At 35.3% G+C, this 26083-nt stretch carries 29 protein-coding genes and 2 tRNA genes; 9 read left to right on the top strand and 22 right to left on the bottom strand.

What is annotated here, in order from left to right; translation table 11 throughout:
* The first annotated feature begins 102 nt into the window (after window positions 1-102).
* Together TZ01_RS04260 and TZ01_RS04255 are read left to right on the top strand one after the other, a co-directional pair.
* A complete protein-coding gene (locus tag TZ01_RS04260) occupies window positions 103-690 on the top strand; it encodes a peroxiredoxin (RefSeq protein ID WP_048101563.1) in 588 nt (195 codons plus the stop codon).
* Window positions 691-741: 51 nt separating this feature from the next.
* Window positions 742-1764, top strand: coding sequence for a TrmB family transcriptional regulator (locus tag TZ01_RS04255; protein ID WP_048101562.1), 1023 nt, complete (start codon window positions 742-744; stop codon window positions 1762-1764).
* Window positions 1765-1766: 2 nt separating this feature from the next.
* Here TZ01_RS04255 and TZ01_RS04250 read toward each other — a convergent pair.
* A tRNA-Ser gene (locus TZ01_RS04250) sits at window positions 1767-1850 on the bottom strand.
* A gap of 33 nt (window positions 1851-1883) precedes the next feature.
* Window positions 1884-2276: a CoA-binding protein gene (locus TZ01_RS04245; RefSeq protein ID WP_048101561.1), complete on the bottom strand. Its 393-nt coding sequence runs from the start codon at window positions 2274-2276 to the stop codon at window positions 1884-1886.
* A gap of 74 nt (window positions 2277-2350) precedes the next feature.
* Between TZ01_RS04245 and TZ01_RS04240 the strand changes: the two genes are divergently transcribed.
* Window positions 2351-2653, top strand: coding sequence for a transcription factor S (locus TZ01_RS04240; protein WP_048101560.1), 303 nt, complete (start codon window positions 2351-2353; stop codon window positions 2651-2653).
* Window positions 2654-2656: 3 nt separating this feature from the next.
* On the opposite strand, the gene TZ01_RS04235 is transcribed toward TZ01_RS04240, so the two are convergent.
* From TZ01_RS04235 to TZ01_RS04190, 11 genes are all read right to left on the bottom strand, one after another.
* The gene (locus TZ01_RS04235) at window positions 2657-3442 is read right to left on the bottom strand and encodes an MBL fold metallo-hydrolase (RefSeq protein WP_048101559.1); all 786 of its coding nucleotides are present in this window, start codon (window positions 3440-3442) and stop codon (window positions 2657-2659) included.
* Between the two features lie 42 nt (window positions 3443-3484).
* Window positions 3485-4174, bottom strand: a complete 690-nt coding sequence (locus tag TZ01_RS04230) for an SDR family NAD(P)-dependent oxidoreductase (RefSeq protein WP_048101558.1) — start codon at window positions 4172-4174, stop codon at window positions 3485-3487.
* Window positions 4175-4224: 50 nt separating this feature from the next.
* Window positions 4225-4306 (bottom strand) — tRNA-Ser (locus tag TZ01_RS04225).
* 1 nt (window position 4307) lies between these two features.
* Complete coding sequence (locus tag TZ01_RS09735) at window positions 4308-4469, bottom strand: hypothetical protein (protein WP_169749806.1); 162 nt, start codon at window positions 4467-4469, stop codon at window positions 4308-4310.
* 53 nt (window positions 4470-4522) lie between these two features.
* The gene (locus tag TZ01_RS04220; RefSeq protein WP_048101557.1) at window positions 4523-4915 is read right to left on the bottom strand and encodes an NfeD family protein; all 393 of its coding nucleotides are present in this window, start codon (window positions 4913-4915) and stop codon (window positions 4523-4525) included.
* Window positions 4881-5486 (bottom strand): hypothetical protein, encoded by a 606-nt coding sequence (locus TZ01_RS04215; RefSeq protein ID WP_048101556.1) that lies wholly within the window; start codon window positions 5484-5486, stop codon window positions 4881-4883. Before TZ01_RS04215 ends, TZ01_RS04220 begins: the two co-directional genes overlap by 35 nt.
* 48 nt (window positions 5487-5534) lie before the next feature.
* Window positions 5535-6386 (bottom strand): OB-fold nucleic acid binding domain-containing protein, encoded by an 852-nt coding sequence (locus TZ01_RS04210; RefSeq protein ID WP_048101555.1) that lies wholly within the window; start codon window positions 6384-6386, stop codon window positions 5535-5537.
* A gap of 2 nt (window positions 6387-6388) precedes the next feature.
* Window positions 6389-7444, bottom strand: coding sequence for a replication protein A (locus TZ01_RS04205; RefSeq protein WP_048101554.1), 1056 nt, complete (start codon window positions 7442-7444; stop codon window positions 6389-6391).
* Window positions 7445-7542: 98 nt separating this feature from the next.
* Window positions 7543-8955 (bottom strand): aminomethyl-transferring glycine dehydrogenase subunit GcvPB, encoded by a 1413-nt coding sequence (gene gcvPB / locus TZ01_RS04200; RefSeq protein WP_048101827.1) that lies wholly within the window; start codon window positions 8953-8955, stop codon window positions 7543-7545.
* A gap of 1 nt (window position 8956) precedes the next feature.
* Window positions 8957-10252, bottom strand: coding sequence for an aminomethyl-transferring glycine dehydrogenase subunit GcvPA (gene gcvPA, locus TZ01_RS04195; protein WP_048101553.1), 1296 nt, complete (start codon window positions 10250-10252; stop codon window positions 8957-8959).
* 84 nt (window positions 10253-10336) lie between these two features.
* Window positions 10337-11953 (bottom strand): APC family permease, encoded by a 1617-nt coding sequence (locus tag TZ01_RS04190; protein ID WP_231563419.1) that lies wholly within the window; start codon window positions 11951-11953, stop codon window positions 10337-10339.
* Window positions 11954-12134: 181 nt separating this feature from the next.
* On the opposite strand from TZ01_RS04190, the gene TZ01_RS04185 reads away from it, so the two are divergent.
* Together TZ01_RS04185 and TZ01_RS09855 are read left to right on the top strand one after the other, a co-directional pair.
* A complete protein-coding gene (locus TZ01_RS04185; RefSeq protein WP_048101551.1) occupies window positions 12135-13001 on the top strand; it encodes an MqnA/MqnD/SBP family protein in 867 nt (288 codons plus the stop codon).
* Window positions 13002-13228: 227 nt separating this feature from the next.
* Window positions 13229-13786: a hypothetical protein gene (locus TZ01_RS09855; protein WP_048101550.1), complete on the top strand. Its 558-nt coding sequence runs from the start codon at window positions 13229-13231 to the stop codon at window positions 13784-13786.
* Window positions 13787-13851: 65 nt separating this feature from the next.
* Here the strand turns inward: TZ01_RS09855 and TZ01_RS04175 are convergent, their stop codons facing one another.
* Both TZ01_RS04175 and ppcA read right to left on the bottom strand, forming a co-directional pair.
* On the bottom strand, window positions 13852-14277 hold the full coding sequence (locus tag TZ01_RS04175; protein WP_048101549.1) for an NUDIX hydrolase: 426 nt from the start codon (window positions 14275-14277) through the stop codon (window positions 13852-13854).
* A gap of 6 nt (window positions 14278-14283) precedes the next feature.
* Window positions 14284-15810, bottom strand: coding sequence for a phosphoenolpyruvate carboxylase (gene ppcA / locus TZ01_RS04170; protein ID WP_048101548.1), 1527 nt, complete (start codon window positions 15808-15810; stop codon window positions 14284-14286).
* 214 nt (window positions 15811-16024) lie between these two features.
* Here ppcA and TZ01_RS04165 point away from each other — a divergent pair, with 214 nt between their 5' ends.
* Genes TZ01_RS04165 through TZ01_RS04155 form a run of 3 tightly spaced genes read left to right on the top strand, consistent with a single transcriptional unit; the run spans window position 16025 to window position 18455 of the window.
* Complete coding sequence (locus tag TZ01_RS04165) at window positions 16025-16444, top strand: hypothetical protein (protein WP_054964344.1); 420 nt, start codon at window positions 16025-16027, stop codon at window positions 16442-16444.
* Between the two features lie 54 nt (window positions 16445-16498).
* A complete protein-coding gene (gene coaBC, locus TZ01_RS04160) occupies window positions 16499-17701 on the top strand; it encodes a bifunctional phosphopantothenoylcysteine decarboxylase/phosphopantothenate--cysteine ligase CoaBC (protein WP_231563418.1) in 1203 nt (400 codons plus the stop codon).
* A 1-nt stretch (window position 17702) separates the two neighbouring features.
* A complete protein-coding gene (locus TZ01_RS04155) occupies window positions 17703-18455 on the top strand; it encodes a carbon-nitrogen hydrolase family protein (RefSeq protein WP_048101825.1) in 753 nt (250 codons plus the stop codon).
* Window positions 18456-18466: 11 nt separating this feature from the next.
* Here the strand turns inward: TZ01_RS04155 and TZ01_RS04150 are convergent, their stop codons facing one another.
* The 5 genes from TZ01_RS04150 to TZ01_RS04130 form a co-directional block, all read right to left on the bottom strand.
* On the bottom strand, window positions 18467-18928 hold the full coding sequence (locus TZ01_RS04150) for a hypothetical protein (RefSeq protein ID WP_048101546.1): 462 nt from the start codon (window positions 18926-18928) through the stop codon (window positions 18467-18469).
* An 81-nt stretch (window positions 18929-19009) separates the two neighbouring features.
* A complete protein-coding gene (locus TZ01_RS04145) occupies window positions 19010-19936 on the bottom strand; it encodes a membrane dipeptidase (RefSeq protein WP_048101545.1) in 927 nt (308 codons plus the stop codon).
* Window positions 19937-19984: 48 nt separating this feature from the next.
* Window positions 19985-21028 carry a sn-glycerol-1-phosphate dehydrogenase gene (locus tag TZ01_RS04140; RefSeq protein ID WP_231563417.1) on the bottom strand — a complete coding sequence of 348 codons (1044 nt, stop codon included), beginning with the start codon at window positions 21026-21028 and terminating at the stop codon, window positions 19985-19987.
* Window positions 21029-21054: 26 nt separating this feature from the next.
* Window positions 21055-22428: an aspartate aminotransferase family protein gene (locus TZ01_RS04135; protein ID WP_048101543.1), complete on the bottom strand. Its 1374-nt coding sequence runs from the start codon at window positions 22426-22428 to the stop codon at window positions 21055-21057.
* A gap of 11 nt (window positions 22429-22439) precedes the next feature.
* A complete protein-coding gene (locus tag TZ01_RS04130; protein ID WP_048101542.1) occupies window positions 22440-23921 on the bottom strand; it encodes an APC family permease in 1482 nt (493 codons plus the stop codon).
* Between the two features lie 162 nt (window positions 23922-24083).
* Here TZ01_RS04130 and TZ01_RS04125 point away from each other — a divergent pair, with 162 nt between their 5' ends.
* Window positions 24084-24542, top strand: a complete 459-nt coding sequence (locus TZ01_RS04125; RefSeq protein ID WP_052656751.1) for an Lrp/AsnC family transcriptional regulator — start codon at window positions 24084-24086, stop codon at window positions 24540-24542.
* Here the strand turns inward: TZ01_RS04125 and TZ01_RS04120 are convergent.
* A complete protein-coding gene (locus tag TZ01_RS04120; protein WP_048101540.1) occupies window positions 24529-25137 on the bottom strand; it encodes a cyclodeaminase/cyclohydrolase family protein in 609 nt (202 codons plus the stop codon). The two genes, TZ01_RS04125 and TZ01_RS04120, sit on opposite strands and share 14 nt — an antisense overlap.
* Window positions 25124-26023: a glutamate formimidoyltransferase gene (gene ftcD, locus TZ01_RS04115; protein ID WP_048101539.1), complete on the bottom strand. Its 900-nt coding sequence runs from the start codon at window positions 26021-26023 to the stop codon at window positions 25124-25126. The genes TZ01_RS04120 and ftcD overlap by 14 nt, the downstream gene beginning before the upstream one ends.
* Between the last annotated feature and the right edge of the window lie 60 nt (window positions 26024-26083).

Here is a 26083-nt window from a genome sequence, read left to right as displayed (position 1 = left end):
AATATTAGTATTATGATTAAATAAAATGAATAAAATACAATTTTTTAGTAATTAAAGATAATTAAAATTAATATAGGATATAATAATTATGTATTGATAAACATGTTGCAAATAGGAGTAGAAGCACTGGATTTTGAAGCAGACACATATTTTCCAGAGAACAAAGAAATTAAAACAATAAAGCTCTCAGATTACAGGGGGAAATGGGTAATACTGACATTTTACCCGGGAGACTTTACCTTTGTCTGTGCTACAGATATAGAGGCATTAATGGGTTCATATGATAAATTTTTAAAGGAAGGGGCCCAGATTTTCGGCATCAGCGAGGACTCAGTATTCTCACACAAGGCCTGGTCTGATACATCTCCAAGGGTAAGCAAGAGCAAGATCCCGTTAATAGATGATTATACAAAGAAAATTGCAACAGAGTATGGATTCCTTGATACAAAGGGATACCAGGCACAGAGGGGTCTGGTAATAATAGACCCTGAGGGTAAGGTTCAGTACATAGCAATGTTCAACAATGGCCTCGGAAAGGATGTAAGGCACATATATGGTGCATTTATGGGACTTAAGGTACTTCATGACACACCAGAGGGCGAGGGCCATATGTGCGCCATACCTGCAAACTGGGAACCCGGAGAGAAACCATTAGACATAGATGTAGTAAGGGATATTGGAAAATTATAAAATTTTATTTTTTAATATAAATATTTATTTATATGTAAGCAATTTCCTTTTATGAATGACGATGAAGTATTTGAAAAATTATCTAAATTTGGTTTATCTCCCTATGAGATTAAGGTTTATAAAACACTTTTATTGAATGGGCCGCAGACTTCAACATCAATTGTTTCAACTGCAGGCATACCGCAGCCCAGGGTTTATGACCTTTTTAATAATCTAATTACCAAGGGCTTAATAGAGGTAAGTCCCGGGAAAAAAAAGATATACCGTGCCGTCCCTGTTGAGGTTGCACTTAGCAAAATAATCAATGAAATGACTGAATATAAGGATGAAATATCAAAGGTTGTTGAAAAATCAGCGTTAACTGCAAATAAATACAATCCATATTTATGGTATCTGGATAATGAGGTATTAATAAGAGAACAGATGAAGGATATGGTTGTAAACTCACAGAATGAGATTATTGGATCATGTAGATTGTCCACACTCAGATATCTTGATAAATATCTTATAGAGGCCGCAGATCGTGGTGTATCTGTTTTTTTAACAATATTTCCAGATTCAGATAGATACGATATTACAGATCTTATCTCAAAAATAGTTATTAAAAGAAGACCTGGAATATCTCCAGAAATTATCATAAAGGATAGAGATGAGGCAATAGTACAGGTGGATAATATCAATCTAAGAAATAAATATGCCATAGATTTTGAGGAAGAGGAAATGATACATATAATAAACTACTATTATTACAATATTATATGGAAACCATCAATATATATATCAAAGTTCCAGATCAAAAGCAACTGGATTTTTAATACTTCATGGATTTCATGCGAGGCAATAAACATGTTTTTAAATAATGGATATAAACTTGAGGGCCGTGTCATAGGTGTCACACAGAATGGTGATATAGATATATCCGGATCAATAAAGGGTACTGATATAATACCCGGCTATAAAAATTCATTTATTATACAAACAGATGAACAGGTTTTTTCAGTTGGTGGCAGGCTTACAAGAATAGAAGATATAAGAATGGATAAATTCTATTTAACTGCAGAAAAAATAAAATAGAGCGCTGGGAGGGAGATTTGAACTCCCGAGCTATTGCTAGCAGCAGATTTCGGGTCTGCCGCCTTTCCGGGCTAGGCTACCCCAGCATACAACCACATTAAAATCAACCTTAAAAATTTTTATTTCTGTTTTAATTTTTCCAGCTCTTTTTTCATGCATTTGTCCATAACAACATACATTCCATTTTTTTCTGCAACATCCCTGGCCTCCTCGTTGATTATTCCCTCCTGCATCCATATAACCTTTGCCTTACCTATTGCCTGTTTTACTATATCTGTTACATACTCCGGTTTTCTAAATATATCCACCACGTCCACTGGTTTATCAACAGAGTTTAAATCCTTATATGATTTTATACCGTTCCATTCCTCTATTGAAGGATTTACCGGTATAATATTATAACCATTATCCATGAGATATTTGGCAACAATATTGCTGTATCTATCAGGTTTTTCCGAAATGCCAACAACGGCCACATTTTTATATTTTTTCAAAACTTCTTCGGGGCTCATAATAAAATATTATGAAATTTTATTTAAACCTTTTATTTAATTATCTTTATATATCAACTTGTAATATTATAAGCATGTTCTGTCCAAAATGTGGTTCCTTAATGGTACCAAATAAAGATAAATACATATGCAATAACTGTGGTTATGAGGTTTCAAAATCAGGTCATAATGAGAAAATTACAGCACAGAGTTCTGGAAAGGAGACAATAATGATAGAGGAGGAAGTATCCGGTGAACCGCTTGACAGTGAGGCGGTTTGCCCTAAATGCGGTCACGTTGGTGCCTATTATTTATTAAAGCAGACAAGGTCTGCAGATGAACCTGAAACAAAGTTTTATACATGTGAGGCCTGCCATCACAGATGGCGTGAGTACTGATATTTATATATCGCATTGTTCTATCTCGGGCCTCTCAGGCGTTCCCGAAATCCGTGCAGATATAATGTTTGTATCATGATTAAAGATCATTATTGCCCTTTCTGAAATTGCCATTTTCAAAATTTTTTTCTTCATCTCCATTGACTGAATTGGATTAACATCTATGGCTGTTAAATGATTCGGTTTTACATGGAATGCTGATGGGAATAGATCGCCACCATATATGTACCTTTTATTCCCTATTTTTATCTTTATTATCTGATGACCAAAACTGTGACCGCCTGTGTAAATAACACTGATTTCACTGCTAATTCTCCTGCTACCATCAAGCGTTAGAATATTTTTCCTATTTTGATATTTAACATAGCTGCCACGTGTGAAATCATTGGGATTTTTATAGGCCTTTAGTTCAGGTTCCTGGCATATTATAACCGATTTACTGAATAAATCAGAACTGGAAAATGCATGGCCTGAGTGATCAAAGTGCATGTGTGAAAGTATTATAAAATCTATGTTTTTTATTCCAGATTCACTTAATTGACCTTCAGCGTCCACTGATTTATCCGGTTCAAAAATTTTCACAAATTTTTCATCAAATTTATTTCCAATGCCGCTGTCGATTAAAAAATTATAATTATTATTTTTAAAATATAAAATATTAAGTCCAAGCCTTATTCTGTTGTTATTATCATTAAAATAACGCTGCCATATTGCCTTTGGGGTTATGCCAAAATATGCACCGGCATCTATATAATAATAGCCATCATTTATAATTTTAAATTCAGACATAATACATTATTATCTATTTTTATATCAAACTTTATAAGTGAACTATAAACCTGAACCCACATCAATGTCATGGCCTCCTGCAACCCTTATGACTTCACCTGTAATCATATTATTATGCAAAAGCATATTAATGGCATCAAGCACCCCATCTGGCGGGTATCTACCGGTGGCACCAGCCCTGCCGGAATTTGGGTTATTTTCCTTATCAATAAAACCCGGTGCTATCGAATTAACTCTTATTCCATATTGAATAAGGGAATGTGCAAGATACTTTGTCATAAAATAAACCGCACCCTTGCCTGCTGCATATCCTGGATTTGAATTTAGATAAACATTTTCTGCCGCTGAGAATCCTATGGCAGTTCCTCTGGATTCTTTTAGATAATTAAGCGATGCCTTAATTATATTGAAAAATGTGATCGCATTGTTTTCCAGTGCATCCACAAATTCTTTTACATCATAACTTTCCACAGGTTCCTGAGAAAAGTAATTACCGGAAACATTTATGACAGCATCAAGACCTCCCAGTACATTATATGCCCTATTTATTGCAATTTCCAGCGAATTATAATCTTTTATATCGCATCTGGCATAATTACATTTAAGTTCTTTAGCCAGTTTTATTACAAGCTCACCTCTGGAACATAAAAAAATATTGTGCCCCTGATTTTTTAAATTTACGGCTATTGCACTTCCCATGCCCGGTCCAATTCCAGCGATAAAAATATTCATAAAAATCCATTTTAAAACAATATTTAAGATTTTTTTACACGACTAAAAAGCGCGGGGAATGGGATTCGAACCCATGCTCTCTGTTGAGAAACAGCTTAGCAGGCTGCCGCCGTACCTCTGGGCCATCCCCGCATCATGATGGATATCTGTCCTCAAGGTCGTTTGCAATCTGTTCCAATATCTCCTCAAAGCTTTCATTTTCCATGTTAACAACTTCACCGCTGGGCAGTGTCATTTTTACATAGTATATTTCGCCATCCTTGGATATTTCAATTTCGGCAAGAGTTTCTCCCATAATACTGTAATTGATAGCCATATATTATTTTTTTCAAAATTTTCTGTTTATATTTACCTCAAAATATTTTTACCCAATTTTTTAACAAGCAGTTTAACTCCACGCCTATCCTTTATAACAACGTTATCGTATTTTTTAATTACCTCATCACCAATGTTTACTGCCTCCCATGGAACACCATCAACAGTAACCGTACCGGTTTCATTTTTGTTAATTTCAGACTGTGCTATGCCTATTTTATTAATTAACGATTCAGCACCGGTATATCTTCTTGACCTCTGGGATGTTATTATCTTTGCAATGTAATATACTATGATAAATAAAACAAGAAAGAATATAATAAATAATATAATTAAGGTTGCAGGTACAGACCCTGAATTAACTGCTGCAGGGTTAAATGAAAATTTTCCCTCACTGATACATATTTGATGGAGCCTTGTCAGCATCAAGTACCTCACTTATTAATTTTTCTGCATCCTCATCCCTGAGACCTATTGTCTTCTTTAAATAATCCTTTATCTCGTCCCTTGACTTACCCTCATCAGCCATATTTTTTATCATCATGTATGTTCTTTCAATTATCTGTGAATTAAACTGATCCTCGAGATGAAGGGCCTGAACCATTAAATAAAAGGCGGTTAGTATTGCATTTAAACCTGCATTTATCTCATCCTTGGTTAAGGTGTCTGTAACCATATCCTCCCTTGCAACGACCTCCTCGTTTATTCCGTCAAGCATAAATTTAACCATTTCCACACGTTTATTAAGTATTAGCAGAACCCTGTAAACTGTCAATCTCTCCTGGTTATCTATTGTTGCGGTCTCAATGCCTGTTCTGATCAATAAATTTAATGTGTTATCGTCATTAAATGTAAGAAACATTGTAAATGGTATCTTATCATTTTGAAGAACCGTGTATGGCCCAACCTGAGAAACCTTCCATTTCAGGTCTATTAATTTCTGTGCATTATCATCACCATTCTGAAACCATGATAATACTTCATCTTTTGTTGCCATAAATATATAATGTTTTTATTATATTTTAATATTTATGGAGTTATTATTTCATAATGCCTTATATCTTTTCAATGAAACCTCGTATATATCCCCATTTGATCCCAGTAGATTCAGGGTTTCATCCACCTGCTCCTGTGTTATACCCTCATTTTTTGCGGCGATGATTATATCATCATACCTGCATCCCGGGCCGTCATCATTATTTTTTATATAATCAAGTATGAAACCCTCAACATCAGGTATTAATTTTTCCTGTCCGCCTGTTTCTGTTTTTACCACCTCATTTGAGGGCATCTCATAATTTATTGCCGAAATTGCAGAAAGGTATGAATTAAAATCATAATCCTTATAATAATTTTTGGATCTAACTGCGTCCTCTGCCTCCTCCCTTGTATAACCCAATTTTATTAACGTTTCCTCGTTGGCCTCTTCATCCTTGTTAATTTCCCTGATTGCATATATTTTTCTTCTGGCAATATAGAAGCTTCTCTCACCCCAGAAGTATCTTTCTATTTCTGATATTGGCTTAATCATTTCAGGATTAATTGAAAAATAAAATACATTATCCTCTGTTTTAAATGCACTCACCTTTCCCATTATCACAACTGTATCATTTACATTGTATTTATCAACCTCCTCTGCCATATCGCTGTTAAATCCGCTTTTAAAGGCTGTTATGTAAAATGAACCGATATAGTCTGCCAGTGTAATTTTAACCATCTTTTCATCGCTGTTTTTGAACGTTATGTGGCCGGTTATTAACACCCTTTTTACCCTTGTTCCCAGAGGTGTTATTACATACGGTCTTTTATCCTCGCCCTCAAGCACATTTGAATCCTTTAATTCCCTTGAAAATATCCAGTTTGCCTTTTCCCTCTTCTGTCTTTCGATTATAGCCATATTCACACCTCCAGTTCAATTAGGTCCTGCCTTACATCACTGTTCTGTATCTCCTGTATTTTATTAACCCTGAGAGATAATGAATTATCATTCATGACAAAATCCACATTCATCTTGAATGCATGCCCATATAATTTTTCATAAAGTCTATTGTATATATCACCTGCAACTTTTACAATCTCATCCTCACTTATGCCAAGAACAGGCAGTATGGCATTCTTTCCTGCTATTGCCTGAATATGGCCTGTTCCATCATCAACAGTAAAATAGGTAAAAATATCCAGAATGGTTTTGGCATCTGGATGATCAGGACATACACCTGTTGTTAATGGTTTATTGCACACACTGCATCTTTTTATTATCCCGCTCTTGGTTCCAAGTGTGATTACAAAGGCCATTATGTTTATACTCCCGGCGGGATTTTTTATCTCAAATATTCTGTAATTTCTTTCAAGATTTATGTTATACCCCTGAATCTCATTTAATGTTGTTTTATCACTTACAGATATCTCCATCTGGCCATTAAATTCTGATACCCTTGCACCCTTAATGGAGTATATTTTTCCATTCTCAAGGGGTCTTCCAAATGATGAAATTCTAACCTTTGATGTATCATCCTCAATAAAACCGGAGTATAGAATAAATTTGCCTCCTGATTTTTGGTATTCATGTTCTGTTATTCCAGAAACCATGCCGGTTACTGAGACAAATGGTGTTTTGGATGAAATATCCTGAAGTTTTACCTCCTTGTATGTATTTTTAACCTCTATGTTTTCTCCTGGTTTTAAAATTACCTCTGTTCTTGAATCAATATAAATTCTCAATCTTCCATTATATTCCTTAACCCTTGCATATTTTATTTCGACAGCATCACCTGCCTTTATCACCTGGGGAAATTCCCAGGCAGTGTATGGGATTACACCCGTATCATCACCAATTAATCCATAATAATATGTGGTTTCACCCCTGGATGTATTTACTGTTCTCTTATCAATGGATAAAATTTTTACAAGGATATCTACTGTTGAGTCCTTTTCACTAATTTCATCAATTTTCATAACATTTCATATATATATTATCTTTATATAATGTTTTTTGATTTTTCAAATTTGCTGCAGCCTAAATTTAAATATTCATTTTATTTTTTATTAAAAATTTACCATTTAAGTTTTAAATTTCTGGCTGCAGCAACCTCGTCGATTCTTGAAACAGAGGTATTTAATGGTGCTGCCCTTAATTCGTCATCAGATGCATCAAGTGCTTTTTTCATAACAGAAACATAAAAATCTATATCCTTTTTTGTGGCTGTTTCTGTTGGCTCTATCATCATTGCCTCCTTAACAATTAATGGAAAATATGTTGTTGGTGAATGAACACCAAAATCAAGGATATATTTGGATATATCGAGTGCCTTTTTGCCTGTACCTTCTGTTGAAAGCACAAACTCGTGTTTTTTAAGTTTTTTGTATGGTATTTTATAAAACCCTGACAGCTGATTTGCCATATAATTTGCATTTAATACAGCCCTCTGTGTATTTATCTTCAGGTTATCCCCGTTTTTTAAAATGTATGAATATGCGCGTAACAGAATTGAAAAAGAGCCATAATAGGATGATATTTTGCCGATTGTGTGCCTTAAATTATAGTTCATATAATAATAATTCTCATTTTTCTCAATTACCGGTACAGGAAGAAAATCTTTTAGGTAAGCCCTGACGGCAACAGGGCCTGCACCAGGGCCGCCACCCCCATGCGGTGTTGCAAATGTTTTATGAAGATTAAAATGAACAATATCAAACCCCATAATTCCTGGTGTTGTTATCCCCAGTATTGCATTAAAATTGGCACCATCATAGTACAGCATTGCTCCATGGCGGTGCAGTATTTCAGAAATCTTTATTATGTTATCATCAAAGATCCCAAGGGTATTTGGATTTGTTATCATGAAGGCCGCTGTTTTATCAGAAACAACAGATTCAAGGGCATGCAAATCTATTAACCCATTATCATCAGATGGGATTTCTATAACATTAAAACCTGCCATGGTGGCGGATGCAGGATTTGTTCCGTGGGCGGAATCCGGTATGATGATATCAGTCCTTTTTCCTATTTCACCCTTAATCTCAAAATATTTTCTTACAATTAATATTCCAGTAAATTCCCCATGCGCTCCGGCAGATGGCTGCAGTGAAACATAATCCATGCCCGATATCTTTTTAAGATATTCCTGAAGGCCATACATTATTTCAAGTGTACCCTGCATATTTTTTTCATTATCAAGGGGGTGCATCTCTGTGAAATTTTCAATCCCTGCTATATAATCATTATACTTTGGATTATATTTCATTGTGCATGATCCAAGTGGATATGTACCTATATCAACACTGTAATTCATTTCTGAAAGCTTGGTAAAATGCCTTGATACATCAGAGCTTCTTATATCCGGAAGCCTGAGATTGTTCCTTTTTAATTTATCCGGAATATTTGCATTGCAATCATTTAAATAATAGTCATTACCGGTATTATAATCTATTAAAAAATCCTCATCATAATGTGCCTGTCTGTACATTTTAATCATCACCAAGTATTCTGGCAAGTTCATTTATGGATTCATCCTCTGTTTTTTCTGTAACAGAGAAAAACACTGCATCATCATAATAATCTATGTTTGTGAGATCAGAAAGCCTTAACCCACCTGATATCCCATTTTCGGCAATTTTTTTGTAATTACCATAATGAAAGAGTACATCGGAGAAATTAATGCCATTAAAAACAGTTTGTATGCCATGGGATTTAAGTGCAGATTTAAGCCTTTCTGCCTTATTAACAGTTATTGAGGCAATCTTTCTGAGTCCAGAAGAACCCAGTATTGACAGGTATGCTGTTGCCGCAACAGCCATTAGTGCCTGATTTGAGCATATATTGCTCATGGCTCTGGCGCGCCTTATATGCTGCTCCCTTGCCTGTAATGTCATGACAAATGCCCTGCGGCCATTTTTATCAACCCCCTCACCTATTAGTCTTCCTGGAGATTTGTGGACATATTCCCTTTTGAATGAAAATAACCCAAGAAGCGGGCCGCCAGCATTCATGTGTATGCCAAGCTGCTGTCCCTCAGCCACTGCAATATCCGCCCCATACTCACCGGGTGGTTTAATTATTCCAAGGGATATCGGGTCATAATAAGAAATAATCAATGAATTCTTTTTAACCTCATTTATGCTTAATACATTTTCATCAATAAGCCCATAGGAGTTTGGATTTTCTGTTATTATTGCGCATGTATTTTCATTGACTTTTGATTGAATATCATTAAGATCAACCAACCCTGTGTCCCTATCAAAACCATATTTGACGTATTTTATATTAAGTCCATAGGAATAATTATTTAATATGCTTAATTTTGATTTATAAATGTTTTCTGGAATTAAAATTTCATTTTTCCCATTTATTCTGTATGCCATCCTTACAGCCTCTCCCAGTGCGGTGTAGCCATCATACATTGAGGAGTTTGTGACATCCATTTCTGTTAAATCTGAAATAATGCTTTGGTATTCAAACAATGCTGTTAGCATTCCCTGTGATATTTCTGGCTGGTAAGGTGTATACGATGTTAAAAATTCATTTCTGGATATGATTTCATCAACAAGGTGTGGTATGTACCTATCATATATGCCATTGCCTAAAAACATAAGATGATTTCTTTTATTTTTATCCCCAATTTTTTTTATTTTATTTATAAGGTCATATTCACTTAATGGTTCACCAAGCTTCATATTAACTTTTAGATCCTCCGGTATATCCAAAAATAGCTCATCAATACTTTTTATTCCAAGTGCATTAAGCATAGAATCAAGATCTTCCATTTGAATGGAAATATATTACCTTTATTTAAATATTTTATAAAAATGAAAATTTTAATACTTAAAAATATTATTTAAAATATAGTTTTATTTATTTTCCTCCCATTCCATTGCACCCTGTTTGGTATAAATGTCCTCCGTGAAATTTTTATGTACAAACTGTTTTTTAAACCCGGATAAAACCCCAAGCGGGTATATTACAACCAGAGCCACTATAAATGTAATTATTGTTCCCTCCATGTATGTGAAATACTGCGGGAATACACTAGATGACAGCCCATCATGGCTTGTGGCCACCATAAATGTTATAAAGGCTATAAAAAATACATACCACAATGCATTTTTGGCACCTATTTTAACCTTTGATATTATACCAAATAATACTGAACCTGCCGCTATTAAAAGCACCGCATATGGTTCTGATGGCCATCCTGTCCAGAAAACAATAAGTGCAGAACCGGCAGTTGCCAGTGGTGCGATTATGCTCATACCCCTTACCATATCGCTTTTCTTGGTTATCCCCTGTCTTCTGGTAACCATTAATGCAATGGGGTTGGTTATCAAGCCTATATAGCCCGCAGCAGTGGCATCATCTATAAATGTGTATATGCTCGGTACAGGGGCAGTAACAAATACAAGTATTACACCGACAACGGCAAAAACAATCAAGGAAAGAAGTGGAATTGAATGCTTTTTTTCAATTCCCTTTAACTTATCTGATATGTAACCCGATCTTCCCATGGAAAACAGCACACGTGTTCCAGATCCTAAATATATGTATCCTGTGACAAATGGTGTTAAAACACCGGTTACCACTGCAGCTATGAACACCAGGGGAAATGGTTTTCCGAGTATAAAGAATGGATTATCGCCGTGGAATGCTGCCTGAACGGCCAGGAAATCTCCGGGGGAAACACCTATAAGTGACCAGTTTGTTCCCATTATTATTGCAAATGCCACGCTTATATATATCAAAGTTTCAAAGAGCAAAACCATGCCTATTGCCCTGGGTATCTTGCTCTTATTATTTGTTTCCTCTGCAAGGTCTGGTATTACCCTTATGGCCCCAAAATCATACATTGCATATGGCATTATTGAGAATAGTGGTACTGCAACACCATATGGTGCAAAGCCATATTTATAAAAATTGGCATAATCCAGCGCAAAGAAGATAAGCCCAAGTGACATTGATAAATAAAAGAATATTTTTACTATGCCTATGTAAAGCGAAGACCTGCCAAATTGCTTTATTCCATAATAATTAAACGGTATAAGTGCGAGCATGAGTGCAAGACCAAGGCCAACGCCCAGATATGTGGGTGCCCCGCTGGCCGCAATAAATATTGGGTCAAAATAATTAACCCCTGCAATTACTGATATAACCTCTATTGGGGGTATAAATAAATACCATATAATATCGGACATTGCATTTATTATATTTGTCCAGCGCCCATGTGTGTATATTGAATACCTTGTGGGGCCCCCAGCCTCAGGATATGTAACACCCAATTCCATATATGTAAGACCTATAAGTGAATATATAGCAGCACCCAGAACAAAGGCAAGTATTGCCTCAGGGCCAGCATATGTTATCATGGTTATCGTTCCAAAAAGAGCCCCATTTCCGAAGGCACCAACAAGACCCACCATAAGCATTTCATTAAAGGTAAGATCTTTTTTCAATCGTGGTTTCTTGCTTTTCACTTTTATATTATTATTTATAGTATGCTCATTTTCCATAATATGTTATTATTACATTATATTACTTTATATTTTTGGAAAATGCTTAAATATAATGTGTTTCATAATTTTTATTTTAAATATTAAATAAAAATATTCATTCAACTCTAATAAAAATTTAAATAAAGTTTATCCATATTTAATTATGGAAACAATAAAAATTGGAGCACTGGCAGATTCCGGAGACCTTTATCCATTTATCCCAATGATACTTGGTAAGGTCAGGCCGGCAGATTTTGATATAGAGTTTGAGTTTATACCAACTGTTCAGGAGGTAAATGATAAGGTTGTTAAAAAGGAGGTTGATATATCTGTGCCCTCAGCCGCACTTTATCCATATATACAGAATAATTATTACATACTTTCAAGTGCAGTTGCCTCGGCAGTTGATGGTATTACAGGCATGCCTGTACTCTCAGTGGATGACATCACCATGGATGACCTTCCAAACTCAAAGATTATTGTTCACGGGTTAAACACCACCGCCTTTAATTTGTATAAATTGCTTATAGGCAAATACAAAAAACTGGTTGTTGTTCACAGGGTTCTTGATGAGATTAATGCCATGGTTAATGAGGACGGTGTTATGGTTGCTGTCCATGAGTTAAAGGCAATGTATGATCTAAAAAAGATGGGAATAACCCCGAAAAGAATTGTTAGCATGTGGGATATGTGGAAGAATTTATCAGGGAACAAACCGATGCCAATGGGAATGGTTGTTATTAATTCTGATCTGGGCGAGGAAACAGCATTGAAATTCAAAGAATTTTATAATAAAAGCAAGAAATATGCGGAGGAACACATGGATGAAATTTTGCCTGAGGATATAAGACTTATGAGGGAAATCCAGAATGCCAATATAGAGGAGGATGTTATTAAGGGTACAATAGGGGCTGATGTCAAAGAATATAATGTTAATTTGAACGATGTAAAATCTGGATTAGAATTCTTCTATGGAATAATGCAGCAAAAAAATCTTTTACCTGGGGTTAATGAGCTTAGGTTAATATAAATTTTAATATTTTTAATAACTTAAAAAAAATTTTTTTTATGAATAATTCTTAATATTCTGTATTTTACTGGTAAATTAAACCCAGGTCCCCAAATTATTCGTTTTTATATTTAAATAAATTAAATCATAGTGACGAATTAAATATAAATTATGATAAAAATATTAATAATTCATAATTATGAAGGAAAAAATTATATAGCAGCATTCCTTAATATTATACGATAGTAATGTCAGCACTTGGAGAAAAAACAGAAATGGGATTAAAGGAATTATTGACAGCCAATGCAGAGGACCATATGAGGTTAATGCTGTCTGCAGAATATTTCGAGAAAATGGGAAAAGCAGATGTGGCCAGAGAATTAAGGGAAAAGGCAAATGTGGAGCTTGGACACGCAAAGGCCATATTTGCAACATTAGTTAAATACAATGGGCTTGACAAGATGGTACAGGATATGGCAAAGGAGGAATCTGAACAGCACGTATCAGAATACACAAACGTTGCAATGGCTGCAAAGGCCGAGGGGTATAATGATGTTGAATCCATGCTATGCGCATTTTCTGAGCAGGAAAAAGGAATAGCAGAGGCACTTAACAGGGCTGGCATGGAAAAGGTAATAACAGATATGGCAAAGGAGGAATCTGAACAGCACGTATCAGAATACACAAACGTTGCAATGGCTGCAAAGGCCGAGGGGCATGAGGACATAGAAAAAATGCTTTGTGCTTTTGCAGAGCAGGAAGAGGGCATAGCTAAAACACTTGAAAAGACAAAAAATGCCTTCTAAATTAGAAAACTTTAAATATTATATTTTAATTTAATATATTAATTCTGTCACACAATTTTTATTTTTTATATTTCCCTGTGAACAATTGAAACCGGCAGCTTGCATGTTTTGATTTTATTAAAAAATTCTATTGTTGTTTCGTTTATTTCATTGCCATTTAAACTGTTTATATCGAAGAATTTTATCTCCAATGAATCTGAACCGGCCTTTAAATTTCCACCCATTATGATGCACTCATAATCAAGTATTACATAATGAAAATTTGTATTAATGAATTCTGCCACGGCCATGAGTTTTCCAGTTTTTATTATCAACCCGGTTTCCTCGTGCATTTCCCTTTTAAGTGCCTCCTCAAGTGTTTCATTTAAATTTACCTTTCCACCTGGTATGGCCCATTTATTTTTATTGGGCTCATCCCTGCGTTTCCCAAGCAGTACCTGATTGTTTTTTATTATAATTCCACCAACAGCTATTTTTGGCAATCTGATCATTTCTTCTCATCCCAAAAATTTTCTTATTAAACTCATCTCATATATGTAATCGCGCATTTCATCAAATTTACCATCCTTAAATGCCAGCATTGTAAGGGATGAGTACATTAGATGTTTTCTGATTCCATATGAATTATCTGTTGGGACACCAATATTATTTTCAACATATCTCATATCGGATCTTATCATATTTATTATCTCATCATCGATATTCCATATCTCCTTAAGCAATTTTAGTGAATCATAATTAAAATACCTTGCACTCATCTTCAGGTCAAAATTCAAGTTTAAATACAATTTATGTATTAATTCATATTCCGGTTCGGTCATTTCATTCAGGGATGCCATTCCAAGTATTTCCGGGGGTATCCCCATTGAGTACAGGGCAGCAACAAAGGATATTGCACGTGGAAGAACGGCCTTTCCTGTACTCCTGGAGTAACCAAACAATCCTATGTGCAGTTTTCTTGCCCTTCTCTTGGGCAAATATAATGTAATATCATTTATGGGCCTTGCAATTGCCTCTATTTCCCTCTGGAATCTTTTTTTATATTTGTCAAGTATGGATTTAAAAATATTTAAATCAACATTATCAGGCAGTTTCCTGTAGTCTGGATCATGCAGGTTAATTTGTGACACCGCCTTTTTTACAGTGTTTATATCATAATCAAATTTAAACGCGGACTGTACTGTATATGTATAGTATGAATCATACTCCTCCAGTGCATTTACCGTGTTATCCGGGCCAAGGTTACCCCTGAATGGTGATGACCCTGCACCAAGCATGGGGTAAATGTTAATATTGAGTTTATTGCTTAATTCCCTGAGTCTTATGGCCGCAAATTTTGCCAGAAGTGTGGCAGGAAGCATTCCATAATTCATTGCCGGATCTGATCTTGCTATAAATACCCTCATGTGATCTGGACCTGCAGCCCTATAATATCCATTAATTATGGAATCTATATTTAATATTGAGTCCATATCCTCTATTAATGGAATTACATTAATTTTTTTGGGGTAAACCTCACCTGTAACATCCCTTGCATATACATCGTCATAAAGCTTAATATCCTGCTGTCCAACTATGGCCTTTTCATAGTACTTTAAAACACCCAAAAGATCGGTATAATCAGTTGTAAAGGGTATTATTACCTCAAAAATTGGTGGTGTCTTATTCATATAAACCCTGTTGCCAACATCATAATTAAGCGGTATGCTTGATAATGTTTCAGTTAATATTTTCCTTTCTATTCCCTCTATTCTTGGGTTTGGAACCCTGTATGTTAAAAATATATCCCTTCCAAGAATGTTCTCACTAAAAAATTTGTTGTCCTTGGAAATAATTTTTCTCACAACATGTGTGTCAACATCCTTTCCCTCAGCATCCCACATAACCTCCTGAATTCCCATCTTCTTATATGCTATGTATGCTTCCTCGATCTCATCCTCATTTTTTATAATGGCTTTATCATGAGACCATTCCGGCATCCTTGCATTATCTGGATGCTGTGTGGACATTGTTTTTGGTATCATAACCTAGTTAAATGCGTTATTATATAAATATAAATCTGTATAAAATTGCACTGTAGATAATATTTTAAATAATATTGTTTTAAAATATATCAAAATTATTAAATTGTTTATTTAATAAGTGGAAGTCCATGCAATCGGCATTAATGTTATGCATTCAAAAACATTTATTAAAAAAATTGGAAATAATAATATATTATCCTTGCATGCAATTTATATGGAAGAGAAATTTAAATACGCATATTACTTCACAGGCGGTTTAGTTTTACTGCTTTTCATTCAGTTTATTCTTGGAATATATATTAATCTTTATGTTAATTTTCCGCCAATAACATCCCACGGATTCATGAGAATGCCCATGACTAACTTTATACCAATTATGATTCACATGGTCTTTGGCTTTCTGATTTTATTTGCATCATTTATTATATTTTATTTAATGCTTAAAATCTCTGATAATGTGCTGATTATATCATCCACAATAAGCTTTATTTTTGTCCTGATAGCAGGCCTTTCAGGCTTTTTATTCCTCTTTAATGAATCAAATACATATTCATTTCTCATGGCATTTTCATTCATAGTCATATTCGTGCTTCAGTTTGTGAATATTTACCGGCTTTCAAGAATTCAGAAATAATTTTTAATTATGTTTTGGGTCAAAATAAAAATATGTATAAAATGAAATAATATAATGGACATGCTGGAATACGATAAAAATCTTTTTTCAAGGACACTTGAGGGTTATACTGTGGTTTTGGCCCTATGTGGAAGCATTTCAATATACAGAATACCGGATCTGGTAAGAAATTTAAGAAGGGAGGGTGCAGAGGTTATTACTGGAATGAGCTTTAATGCAGCACAGTTCATAAGCCCCGAGGTTATGAAATGGGCATCTGAAAACAGTGTGATAACCAGAATATCAGGAGAATTGGAGCATATCAATATTTTTTCTGAAAATGGCGATAAAAAAATTTTTTTGGTAGCTCCTGCATCATATAACTGTATTGGTAAAATATCCTCAGGCATAGCAGACACGGTGCCATCATTATTTTTTTCACAGGCACTTGGCAGTAATGTTAAAACATTAATAGCACCTGCCATGCACAGGTCAATGATGGAAAACCCTGTAAATAAAAAAAATATAGATAAACTGATTTCAATGGGTATTTCCATTGTAAATCCAGTATATTCAGGGGATAAGGCAAAATTGGGCGATAATAACTGTATTATAGACCATGTTTCAAGGTGTGTTCATAATGAACTTTCAGGGAGGAGAATATTAATTATCTCTGGAAGGGGGGAGGCCAGAATAGACCCTGTAAGGTCCCTGACAAATGACGGAACAGGATTTACCGGTTACTGGATTGCAAGAAATGCATTTAGGCTGGGTGCTGATAAAATAACATACATAGGGAATTCTGAGGAATCAATGCCAGATTATGTAAATTACATACCTGCAAAAACCTTTGATGAGTTTAAATCAAATACTATAAAGGAATTAAAAAACAACTATGATATTGTTATAGTATCCGCTGCACTGCCGGATTTCGAGGTTATTAATAAAAACGAGGAAAAATATGATAGTAATAAGGAAATCACAATAAAACTCAAACCTGTTAAAAAACTGTTAAATATTATAAGAGAAAATTTCTCAGGGCTTCTTGTTGCGTTTAGATTAACATCAGATTTCAATGAGGATGTTATGGCGCATTTTAAAAATGTACCCGACCTTGTTGTTGTTAACACCTATAAAATGGAACCTTTTGGGAGGATAACAAATCATTACATATTTGCCGGTAATAATATATCAGAGGATATGGGTGTTATGCCCAAGCCAGTAATGACCAAAAAACTGCTTATTTATCTCTCAGGATTAAAAGGCAGGGGTGTATAAAATGCCTGAGATAGGTGCATCAATAATACAGTTAAAGCGTACTGATAAAAATTCGGCACATGACAATGCTGTAAACTCATTGAAAAATGTAAATTCAGAGATTATACTCTTCCCGGAAAAGTGGATAACAGAAAAACTGACAATGGAAGAGGCTTTATCCATAATAGAGGATCTAGGAACAGAAAATATACCATATTTCATTCCCGGGTCTTTTTCAATACAAACAGACGCTGGCCTTTTTAACAGATCATTTTTTGTACATTATGGAAAAATTGCCGGATATCAGGACAAAATAATGCTGTATGGAAACGAGAAAATTCATTATAACAGTGGAAATATTATCACCATATTTTCACATAATGATTTAAAATTCGGCATAGCAGTATGCTATGACATTGATTTTCCTTACTATATGAAAATCCTTGCAGGTAATGGATGTGATATTGTATTAAACCCATCATTAATTGGCCATGATTTTAATGTGGAATGGCATATGTACATAAAAATAAGATCTCTTGAAAACAGAATGCCGGTAATGTCTGCCAATTCTATTTCAGACCCATATCTGGGGGAATCAATAATGGCTGTACCGTTCGGATTTAAAAACGGATTTAGAGTAAGGACAAAAATAGAAAAATATAAAAATATTGAAGATGTAATAAATACTGAAGACTACCGTGACGGAAGAAATAAAAGGTTTATGGAGGATCCCGGTAAATACGCTGGGCCGGAATCCAAAATAATAAAATTTTAGATAAAATTATTTTATTTTTTGTATGTATCAAGGGCCCTCTGATAAAATACATCGCGCATGATCCAGAAGGCCTCGAAGTATTCCGGTAAAAATCTGTGTTTGTAATCATCCGTTTTAGACATTTTTTCATAGTAATACATAACCTCAACTGTTTTTAATACAGCCCTGAAGAGAAGCCTGGAAACCCTGTTCCTGCTTTGAATTATATTATAATCGTCTTTCCATCCCTTAACAGAGGGGAGGGTCTTTAAGAACTGAAAATCATCTGGTTTTTCACCGGTTATTAAAAAATTCTCAAAAGACTGTATAAATTTCAGAATTCTGGAGTACTGAATGCTATCATTGTCCAGCTCAATAAGCCTGGAAACCTCCATGGCTAGTTCATACTCTCTGGTAAAAAACAGCTGTATATCGGCGTCATACCCCTCATCCTTTTGATTTATTAGGCAGTGGAAGGTTGGGAATTTATCCATAAATGTTGAATATATGTTATTTTAAATATTTTTTTAAATAATCACCAAATTATATATATGTATTTAAATAAATTATTATAATCATCCCAAAATTTTCTCTATTATCCTGTAGGGATTCTTAAAAAATACATCCTGATAATGATCAAGTTTTGATTTTAATTCCTCCATTTTAATTATATTTTCAAAGCCAGCAGGGACATCGTTTATGCCAAGAAAATCTGTTCCAATGCCAACATATCTCCACCCATAGTTGTCTCCAATATAATTGATGTTTTCTATAATTCCATCAACACTGGCATGATTGAGTGTGGCGGGAATTGCGGTTATACCTATAATACCATCTGTCTCTGTAATTGCCTTTATTTCCTCGTCATCTATGTTCCTTGTGTGTTTTTTTAACGCTGTTAAATTTGTATGTGAATCTATTACCGGTGCCTTTGTTAACGCACAGGCTTCAAGAACGGTTTTTCTGGATGCATGTGCAAGGTCAATAATAATACCAGTCTTGTTTGCTATGTTAATCAATTCCTCACCAAAGCCGGTAAGTCCATAATCCTTTCTGGACATGCACGACGCTGCAAATTTTGTATCATAATTCCATGTTAATCCAATGGCACCAAGCCCAAGGTTTTTTAATATGTATAAATCATCGGGCTGATTCAGAACATCGGTGCCCTCCATTGAAATCAAAAAATTAATTCCATTGTTTATATCACTGTATCTTCTTACCAATCTTAAATAACCTGATCTCTCAAGATAATAATAAAATTTAAACTGGTCCATCATTATGCTGTACTCTGGATATGTTCCTTCCTGTTTGAACCCATAATTCTTTGTCATTTCATCTGACAAATCAGTGTATGCTGGAATATGTGGAAAAATAACAGAAAATATTGTTACCTTTTCAAATTCCCTGAGCATATTTATTCCAGACTGGCCGTTACCAGATATTATATCACCGCGCAATGAAGAAAACGCGAAATCCTCATGCATATCAACAAATTCCATCATGGTTTATATGGCAATCCTATATTAATTATTATTGATTATTATAAATTAAATAACCATTGTATACCTTGCCAGCCTCTCGGCAGAACCCTCTGAAAGGCCATTTATACCAAGTATTGTATACCATGGCCTCATTGTATGTGCAATTGTAAGCGCCTTTATTATTTCTTGGGGTTTTATATCCAGGTCTGCAGCTGTTGTGGCCGCACCAACATCGTTTAAATAGCCCCTAACCTCGCCATCCTTTTTGGATTGTATATATGCCATCATAATGGTGCCAAGGCCGCAATACTCACCATGATTTGGCATTCCATGTATTTTTTCAAGTGCGAAGGTAAATAAATGTTCGCTTCCTGCCGCAACCCGGGTTGTTCCAGAGAGCTGCATGAGATAACCATCTGTAACCTCAGACAAAAACAAGGTTTCTATTCCGATATAATTCATTGCCGCAACATCCGCAATCCTCTTCTTTAATAAATTGGTTGTGGCCTTTGCAACATTCATGGCGAAATCATTATATGTTTCACCTGCAAGCCAGAAGGCAAGCCTCCAGTCATAAAGTGCAGACATCTTTGAAAGCATATCCCCAACCCCAGCAGAAATGTATTTTTTTGGCTGGTTTTTTAATATTTCATAATCACCAACAATAAGCGAGGGTGCCTTCGTCTGGAATGCCTCGTTTTTATCATCAATCCATAAAACAGAGTATCCGGTAGCTATTGCATCGCTTGAAAGAAGCGTTGGAACTGCAATAAAATTAAGTTCAAGTTTAGCAGATATATATTTGCACACATCAAGTGTTGAGCCACCGCCTATGCCAATTATAAAAACATCATTTTTTGATGAATAATTTTTAATTATAGCTGTCAAATTCTCAGCATTTTTAAGTGTTGGCTCTATTTTTTCGTAAATAAATGTGTTAACATAAAATCCACTGGATTCAAGGGAATCAACCACTATTTTACCTGCTATTTTAAATGCTGTTTCTCCCGATATAACAGCAGCGGTTCCGGTTATCCCTATATTTTTTAGATGCTCGCCAATATTTTTTAATGATCCAAACCCCGCCTCAATGTTTGCAGAGAATTTCATAAATTTAAACTGCTGCATATAACCATCTATTTCATTTTTTTAGTGACCTCATCCAGTGATTCAGAGAATACATCAAGTCCAGATTCTATTATATGATCCTCTATTGTGAGTGGGGCTATATACCTCATTACATTTCCATAATGCCCGCATGTAAGCATAAGCAGTCCATGCCTGAAAAGAGTTTCCTTCATGGCATTTGCTATTTCAGTGGCAGGTTCCCTTGTGCCTTTATCCCTTACAAGCTCTGCAGCGATCATGTAGCCAAGGCCGCGAACATCACCTATGAATGGATTCTTACCGGCCATTTCCTCAAACCTTTTCTTTATATATCTGCCCTTGTCTGTCACCCTGTCCAGAATATCACTTGTTTTTAAATAGTTTAAAATTGCAGTTCCAGCGGCAAGTGCCAGTGGGTTAGCCCGGTATGTGCCAAGGTGAAAGCCTGCAGGCAGATCCCTGTCATAATCAGCACGGTATGAAATCATTGATGCTGGTATTCCACCACCAACACTCTTTGATATGCACATAATATCCGGGCTAACATTATAATGCTCGGATGCCCATATTTTCCCGGTTCTTCCCATTCCACTCTGAACCTCGTCAAAAATAAGAGGTATTGAATATTTTTCAGTAACCTCCCTTAACATCGGAAGAAAATCATCAGGTGGGACTATGTATCCCCCCTCACCCTGAACAGGCTCAACAAGGACACCCCCTATTGATCCGGGACCTGCAGCCGGATCCCTTATTATATATTCAAGCTGTTCTATGACGACCTTGCTTATATCCTCCTCAGGAACATTTACCGGAAATCTATATGGATAAGGAAATGGAAGGTGGTATATATCCCTTGGGGATATTCCGGCATAATCCCTGTAATGATAATTTGCTGTTGCACCCACAATGTCCCCGGCAACGCCATGATATGACCCACCAAAGGCAACAATGGTTTTTTTGCCTGATACATGCCTGGCAAGGCTTATTGCAGCCTCGCATGCATCGGCACCGGTAACAGTAAACATTGTCCTTGCATGGTCCTTAAGTTCCTTTGGTAGCACTGAATTTAAAGTTTTCAAAAAATTGATTCTTGCCTCCGTGGGGACCTCATTGATATGAACTATTTTTTCAAGCTGCTCCTCTATTGCATGCCTGACAATAGGGTTGTTATGCCCAAGATTTAAAACACTAATGCCTGCAAACCAGTCTATAAATATATTGCCGTCAAGATCCATTACTGTTGATCCCCTGGCATTATCAACGGCAAGTTTAAATGCCCTTGTATAGGTTCTGCTCTGTGTTTCAAGCATGTCCTGCTCATTTAACGCAATCCTTGACCTTGGACCTGGCAGCTCTGTTTTTATTACAGGCGCCTCATCATAACTTAAATTATATACCTCCATTTTAATCACCCTTAACTGTTTTCACTTATTTCCATTTCAGCATCATAATTTCCTGCATTCTGCAGCACTTCCGGTTTTTTAAATTTATAATATAATGTAACCGCAACCGCACCAACAACTATCCAGAGAACCGCGAGTATAACTATAATAAAATACGCAAGATTAAGCGTGTTTGGATCAGATATATATGTCTGTATGTTTGTAAGCACTGTATAATAAATAATAACAAGCCCAACAAAACTTGCAATGGTCGGCATAACATAATGGTACAGTATGCTTGATTCCCCTGTTTTCTTAAGCACCGTGTGGCTAAAGAATGTAAGAGATGTATTTCCAATTATATGTACTGTAACTATGCATACGCCCGTCATTGTTAAAAGAATTAATGCGGCGTTCACAGGTCCAAAATATATGCCTGTTATTATATCAAGCACAAATGAAATGGCAAGCCAAACAAGCATGGCATGTCCTGGTGTTCTGTATTTTTTATGCACCTCACCAATATACTCCGGAAATATGACCCTATCCCTGGCTGCGGAATACCATATCCTGCTCACTGCATTTGTTTTTGAAACTGCATACGAAAAATAGCTATTTGTAGTGAATATTATTAATAAAATGAACCCAACAGGTCCAAGATATCTATAGAATACAATAAGTCCCGGATCAGGTGCGCTGGCAAAGGCTGATATTGATGGAAGGCCCCATCCAACAACAAGGGCATATGAGGCCGGTATCAGTGCAAGCCCTGCAAGAAGCCATGCAATTAAAATTGATTTTCTCACGTTTCTCTTTGAATTTTTCATCTCCTCGGATATTGTTGTAACAGTGCCAAGTCCGGTGAAATCCACTATGGAAAATATAACTCCAAAGAAAAAAGAACCTATGGCACTGCCTGTTGGCAGGTAAAATGGCTTTAATGTATTTGCCGATCCAAGCCTTGCGATAATTATAAATGAGCCTATGACAAGGAGCAAAACCTCAAGCATTCCTGTAATTGCCATATAATTTGTTGATACCTTTATTCCAAGATATGGAAGAATAAACATGTAGAGTGTTATTATTACAGCAAAGAGGATCCATAAATATGGTATATTGCTAATATAGGTTGAGATCGCAAATATGAACGCAGATAAACCGAGTATACCGAAGGCCTGACCTGTAAAGTTCTCACCCATCCATGTAAATAGCGCCATTGGTCCGAAGCCGCCACCCCTGGTGCTACCCGCAGCATATGCATAATAACTTCCCGCATTTGCCTTGTATTTTGAAAATTCATATGGCATTATCATGAATAAACCGTATGAAAGCCATGCCACTATAATTGCCAGCGGTGTGGCAACAAGTGCAAATGCAACGGTGCCAAGTAATAAAATTGCCACATCTGCAGCCGGGCCGACATATGATAAGGACTGAAAAATTCCCTGAATGCTGCCAACAGCATTGCTTTTTAATTTATTTGTTCCAGAAGAATGCTTAATCTCATCAACCATATAAATATAAACTTAAGATGATATAAAATGATTCTTATGATTAAGTGAAACAGTATTTTATAGCAATAATTTTTCCTTTTTTATTATTAAAACAAAATTTTTTGACATAAAAACATATTTATTGATAGAAAATATAAAATAGTGATAAAACTTTTAATCATTATGGTGGATGAATTTGATAGAAGAATATTAACCATTCTTAAAAATGATTGTGATGTGCCATTAAAGGAAATTGGCAAAAAGGTTGGATTATTTTCAGCCTCCGCAATTAGCAAGAGGATAAATAAACTAAAGGAGGATGGCATAATAAAAAAACAGGTTGCACTCCTGGATTATGAGAAATTGAATTTTGATTTTATATCCATAATATTTGTTAAAACAAAATATCATAAGGATTATGCACAGATAATTGGAGACAAGCTAAAATCACTTCCAAATGTTGTTGCAGTATTTTTTATACTGGGTGATATTGATTTTGTTATTCTGACCGTGAACAGAAACAGGCAGGATTTTTTGCGTATAATGGAAAAGCTCACCAGCATGGACGAAATAGAAAGAAGCGATTCACGGGTTGTTGCATATACAATTAAGGATATTGATTTCTCATCTATAGAGCTTTAAATATATCTTTTTCATAGGACTCTGCCATTCCAAATATCCTAAGGCTCTCCTCATAAAACAGTTTAATTTTCAATTTTTCTGTAAAAATATATTCTGAGCCTTTATATATCCCTAAATTTATGGCGATGTTTCCCAGAGATGCATTTATTGAGGAGTATGCCATATATGCCGAGGTTATATCATCTGTAACAAGATTTTTATTTCCATTATAAAGAAGATAAACTGCATTTTCAAGGTTTATCAATGATCTAATTGCTATTTTCCATGATGTTATTATGCTTTTTTTTACCGCATAATTTATTTTATTGGGCCTGTTTTTATCATTACGGGAAATTCTTAAGGCATCCATTATGTCCATAAAATTTTTTTCATCCTCATTCATTAAACTTTTTAAGTCATCTATAATTTTATTGCTCTGTAAAACAATATTATTATATTTCCCGTAATTTTCCCTGAGCTTTTCCTTTTTTAATGATAGCAGGGATGCCATTGAATTTAATGATGCTGAAAATATTGATGTTAATGCTGATGCAGATCCACCGCCGGGTGCTGCAGAATCGCTTTTTAAATTATTTATATATTCATCTATTTCCATAGCTTCCTAATATTTTATATTCTAAAATATTTTTGCCAGATATATCCGCCTTTATGAATTTTCCAAGGGATAATGTAACAGCGTCAGCAGGCAGGAGACCAATTATCTCACTTGATTCTATGTCAAATCCCATACCTTTTGCCTCGGAATCTATAAAATTATATATGTTATTAATTGGTGAACATTTATAACAGTATATATTCATGGATAACTGCGTGTAACCCTTTGACTTAATTGGGAATGCAAGTGCCTTTACCCCCTTAAAATATTTTCCTGATCTTATTTTTTTCACAATCATATTTACCTTTGAAACGTCATCTGTATTAATATTCACATTATAGGCTATAAGGAAATTTCTTGCGCCAACCATCATGGCACCTGCACTGCCCAAAACAGCAGGTCCGTAATCAGGTTTATATTTTTCCTCCAAAATATGCTGTTTTAGTTCCTCATACTGAAAATGCATATTCCTTATGTATGATATATCCCTCCTTTCCGGAATTTTCGCTGATTCACCATACATATAAACAGGGATGCCAAGCTCGCTACCTATTCTATAACCAAGTTTATTTGATATTTCTATGGCCTCATTCATGGTGGAATTTCCCATTGGAACTATAGGAAGCACATCCAGCGCACCTATTCTTGGATGCAATCCCCTGTGTTTTTCCATATCTATGAGTTCCTTTGCACTTTTTGCAAGGTCAAACAGTATCTGTACAATCCTATCGTTATCTGCTATCAGCGTTATAACACTTCTGTTATGGTCCCTATCAGATGTGCTGTCCAGAAAAGTACCACCGCCTGATGTTATTATGCCTTTTAATATTTCAATTATATTCTCATCGGATGTGCTAAAATTGGGGACTGATTCAAAAATATTCATGATATATTATATATTATAGGTATTTATACTAATTTGTTTTAAAAATGATGTTATCTTATA

This window comes from Acidiplasma sp. MBA-1, assembly GCF_000949015.1.
GTDB lineage: Archaea > Thermoplasmatota > Thermoplasmata > Thermoplasmatales > Thermoplasmataceae > Acidiplasma > Acidiplasma aeolicum.
The sequence above is the reverse complement of the archived record's forward strand: the minus strand, read 5'-3'. Positions and strand labels throughout refer to the sequence as shown.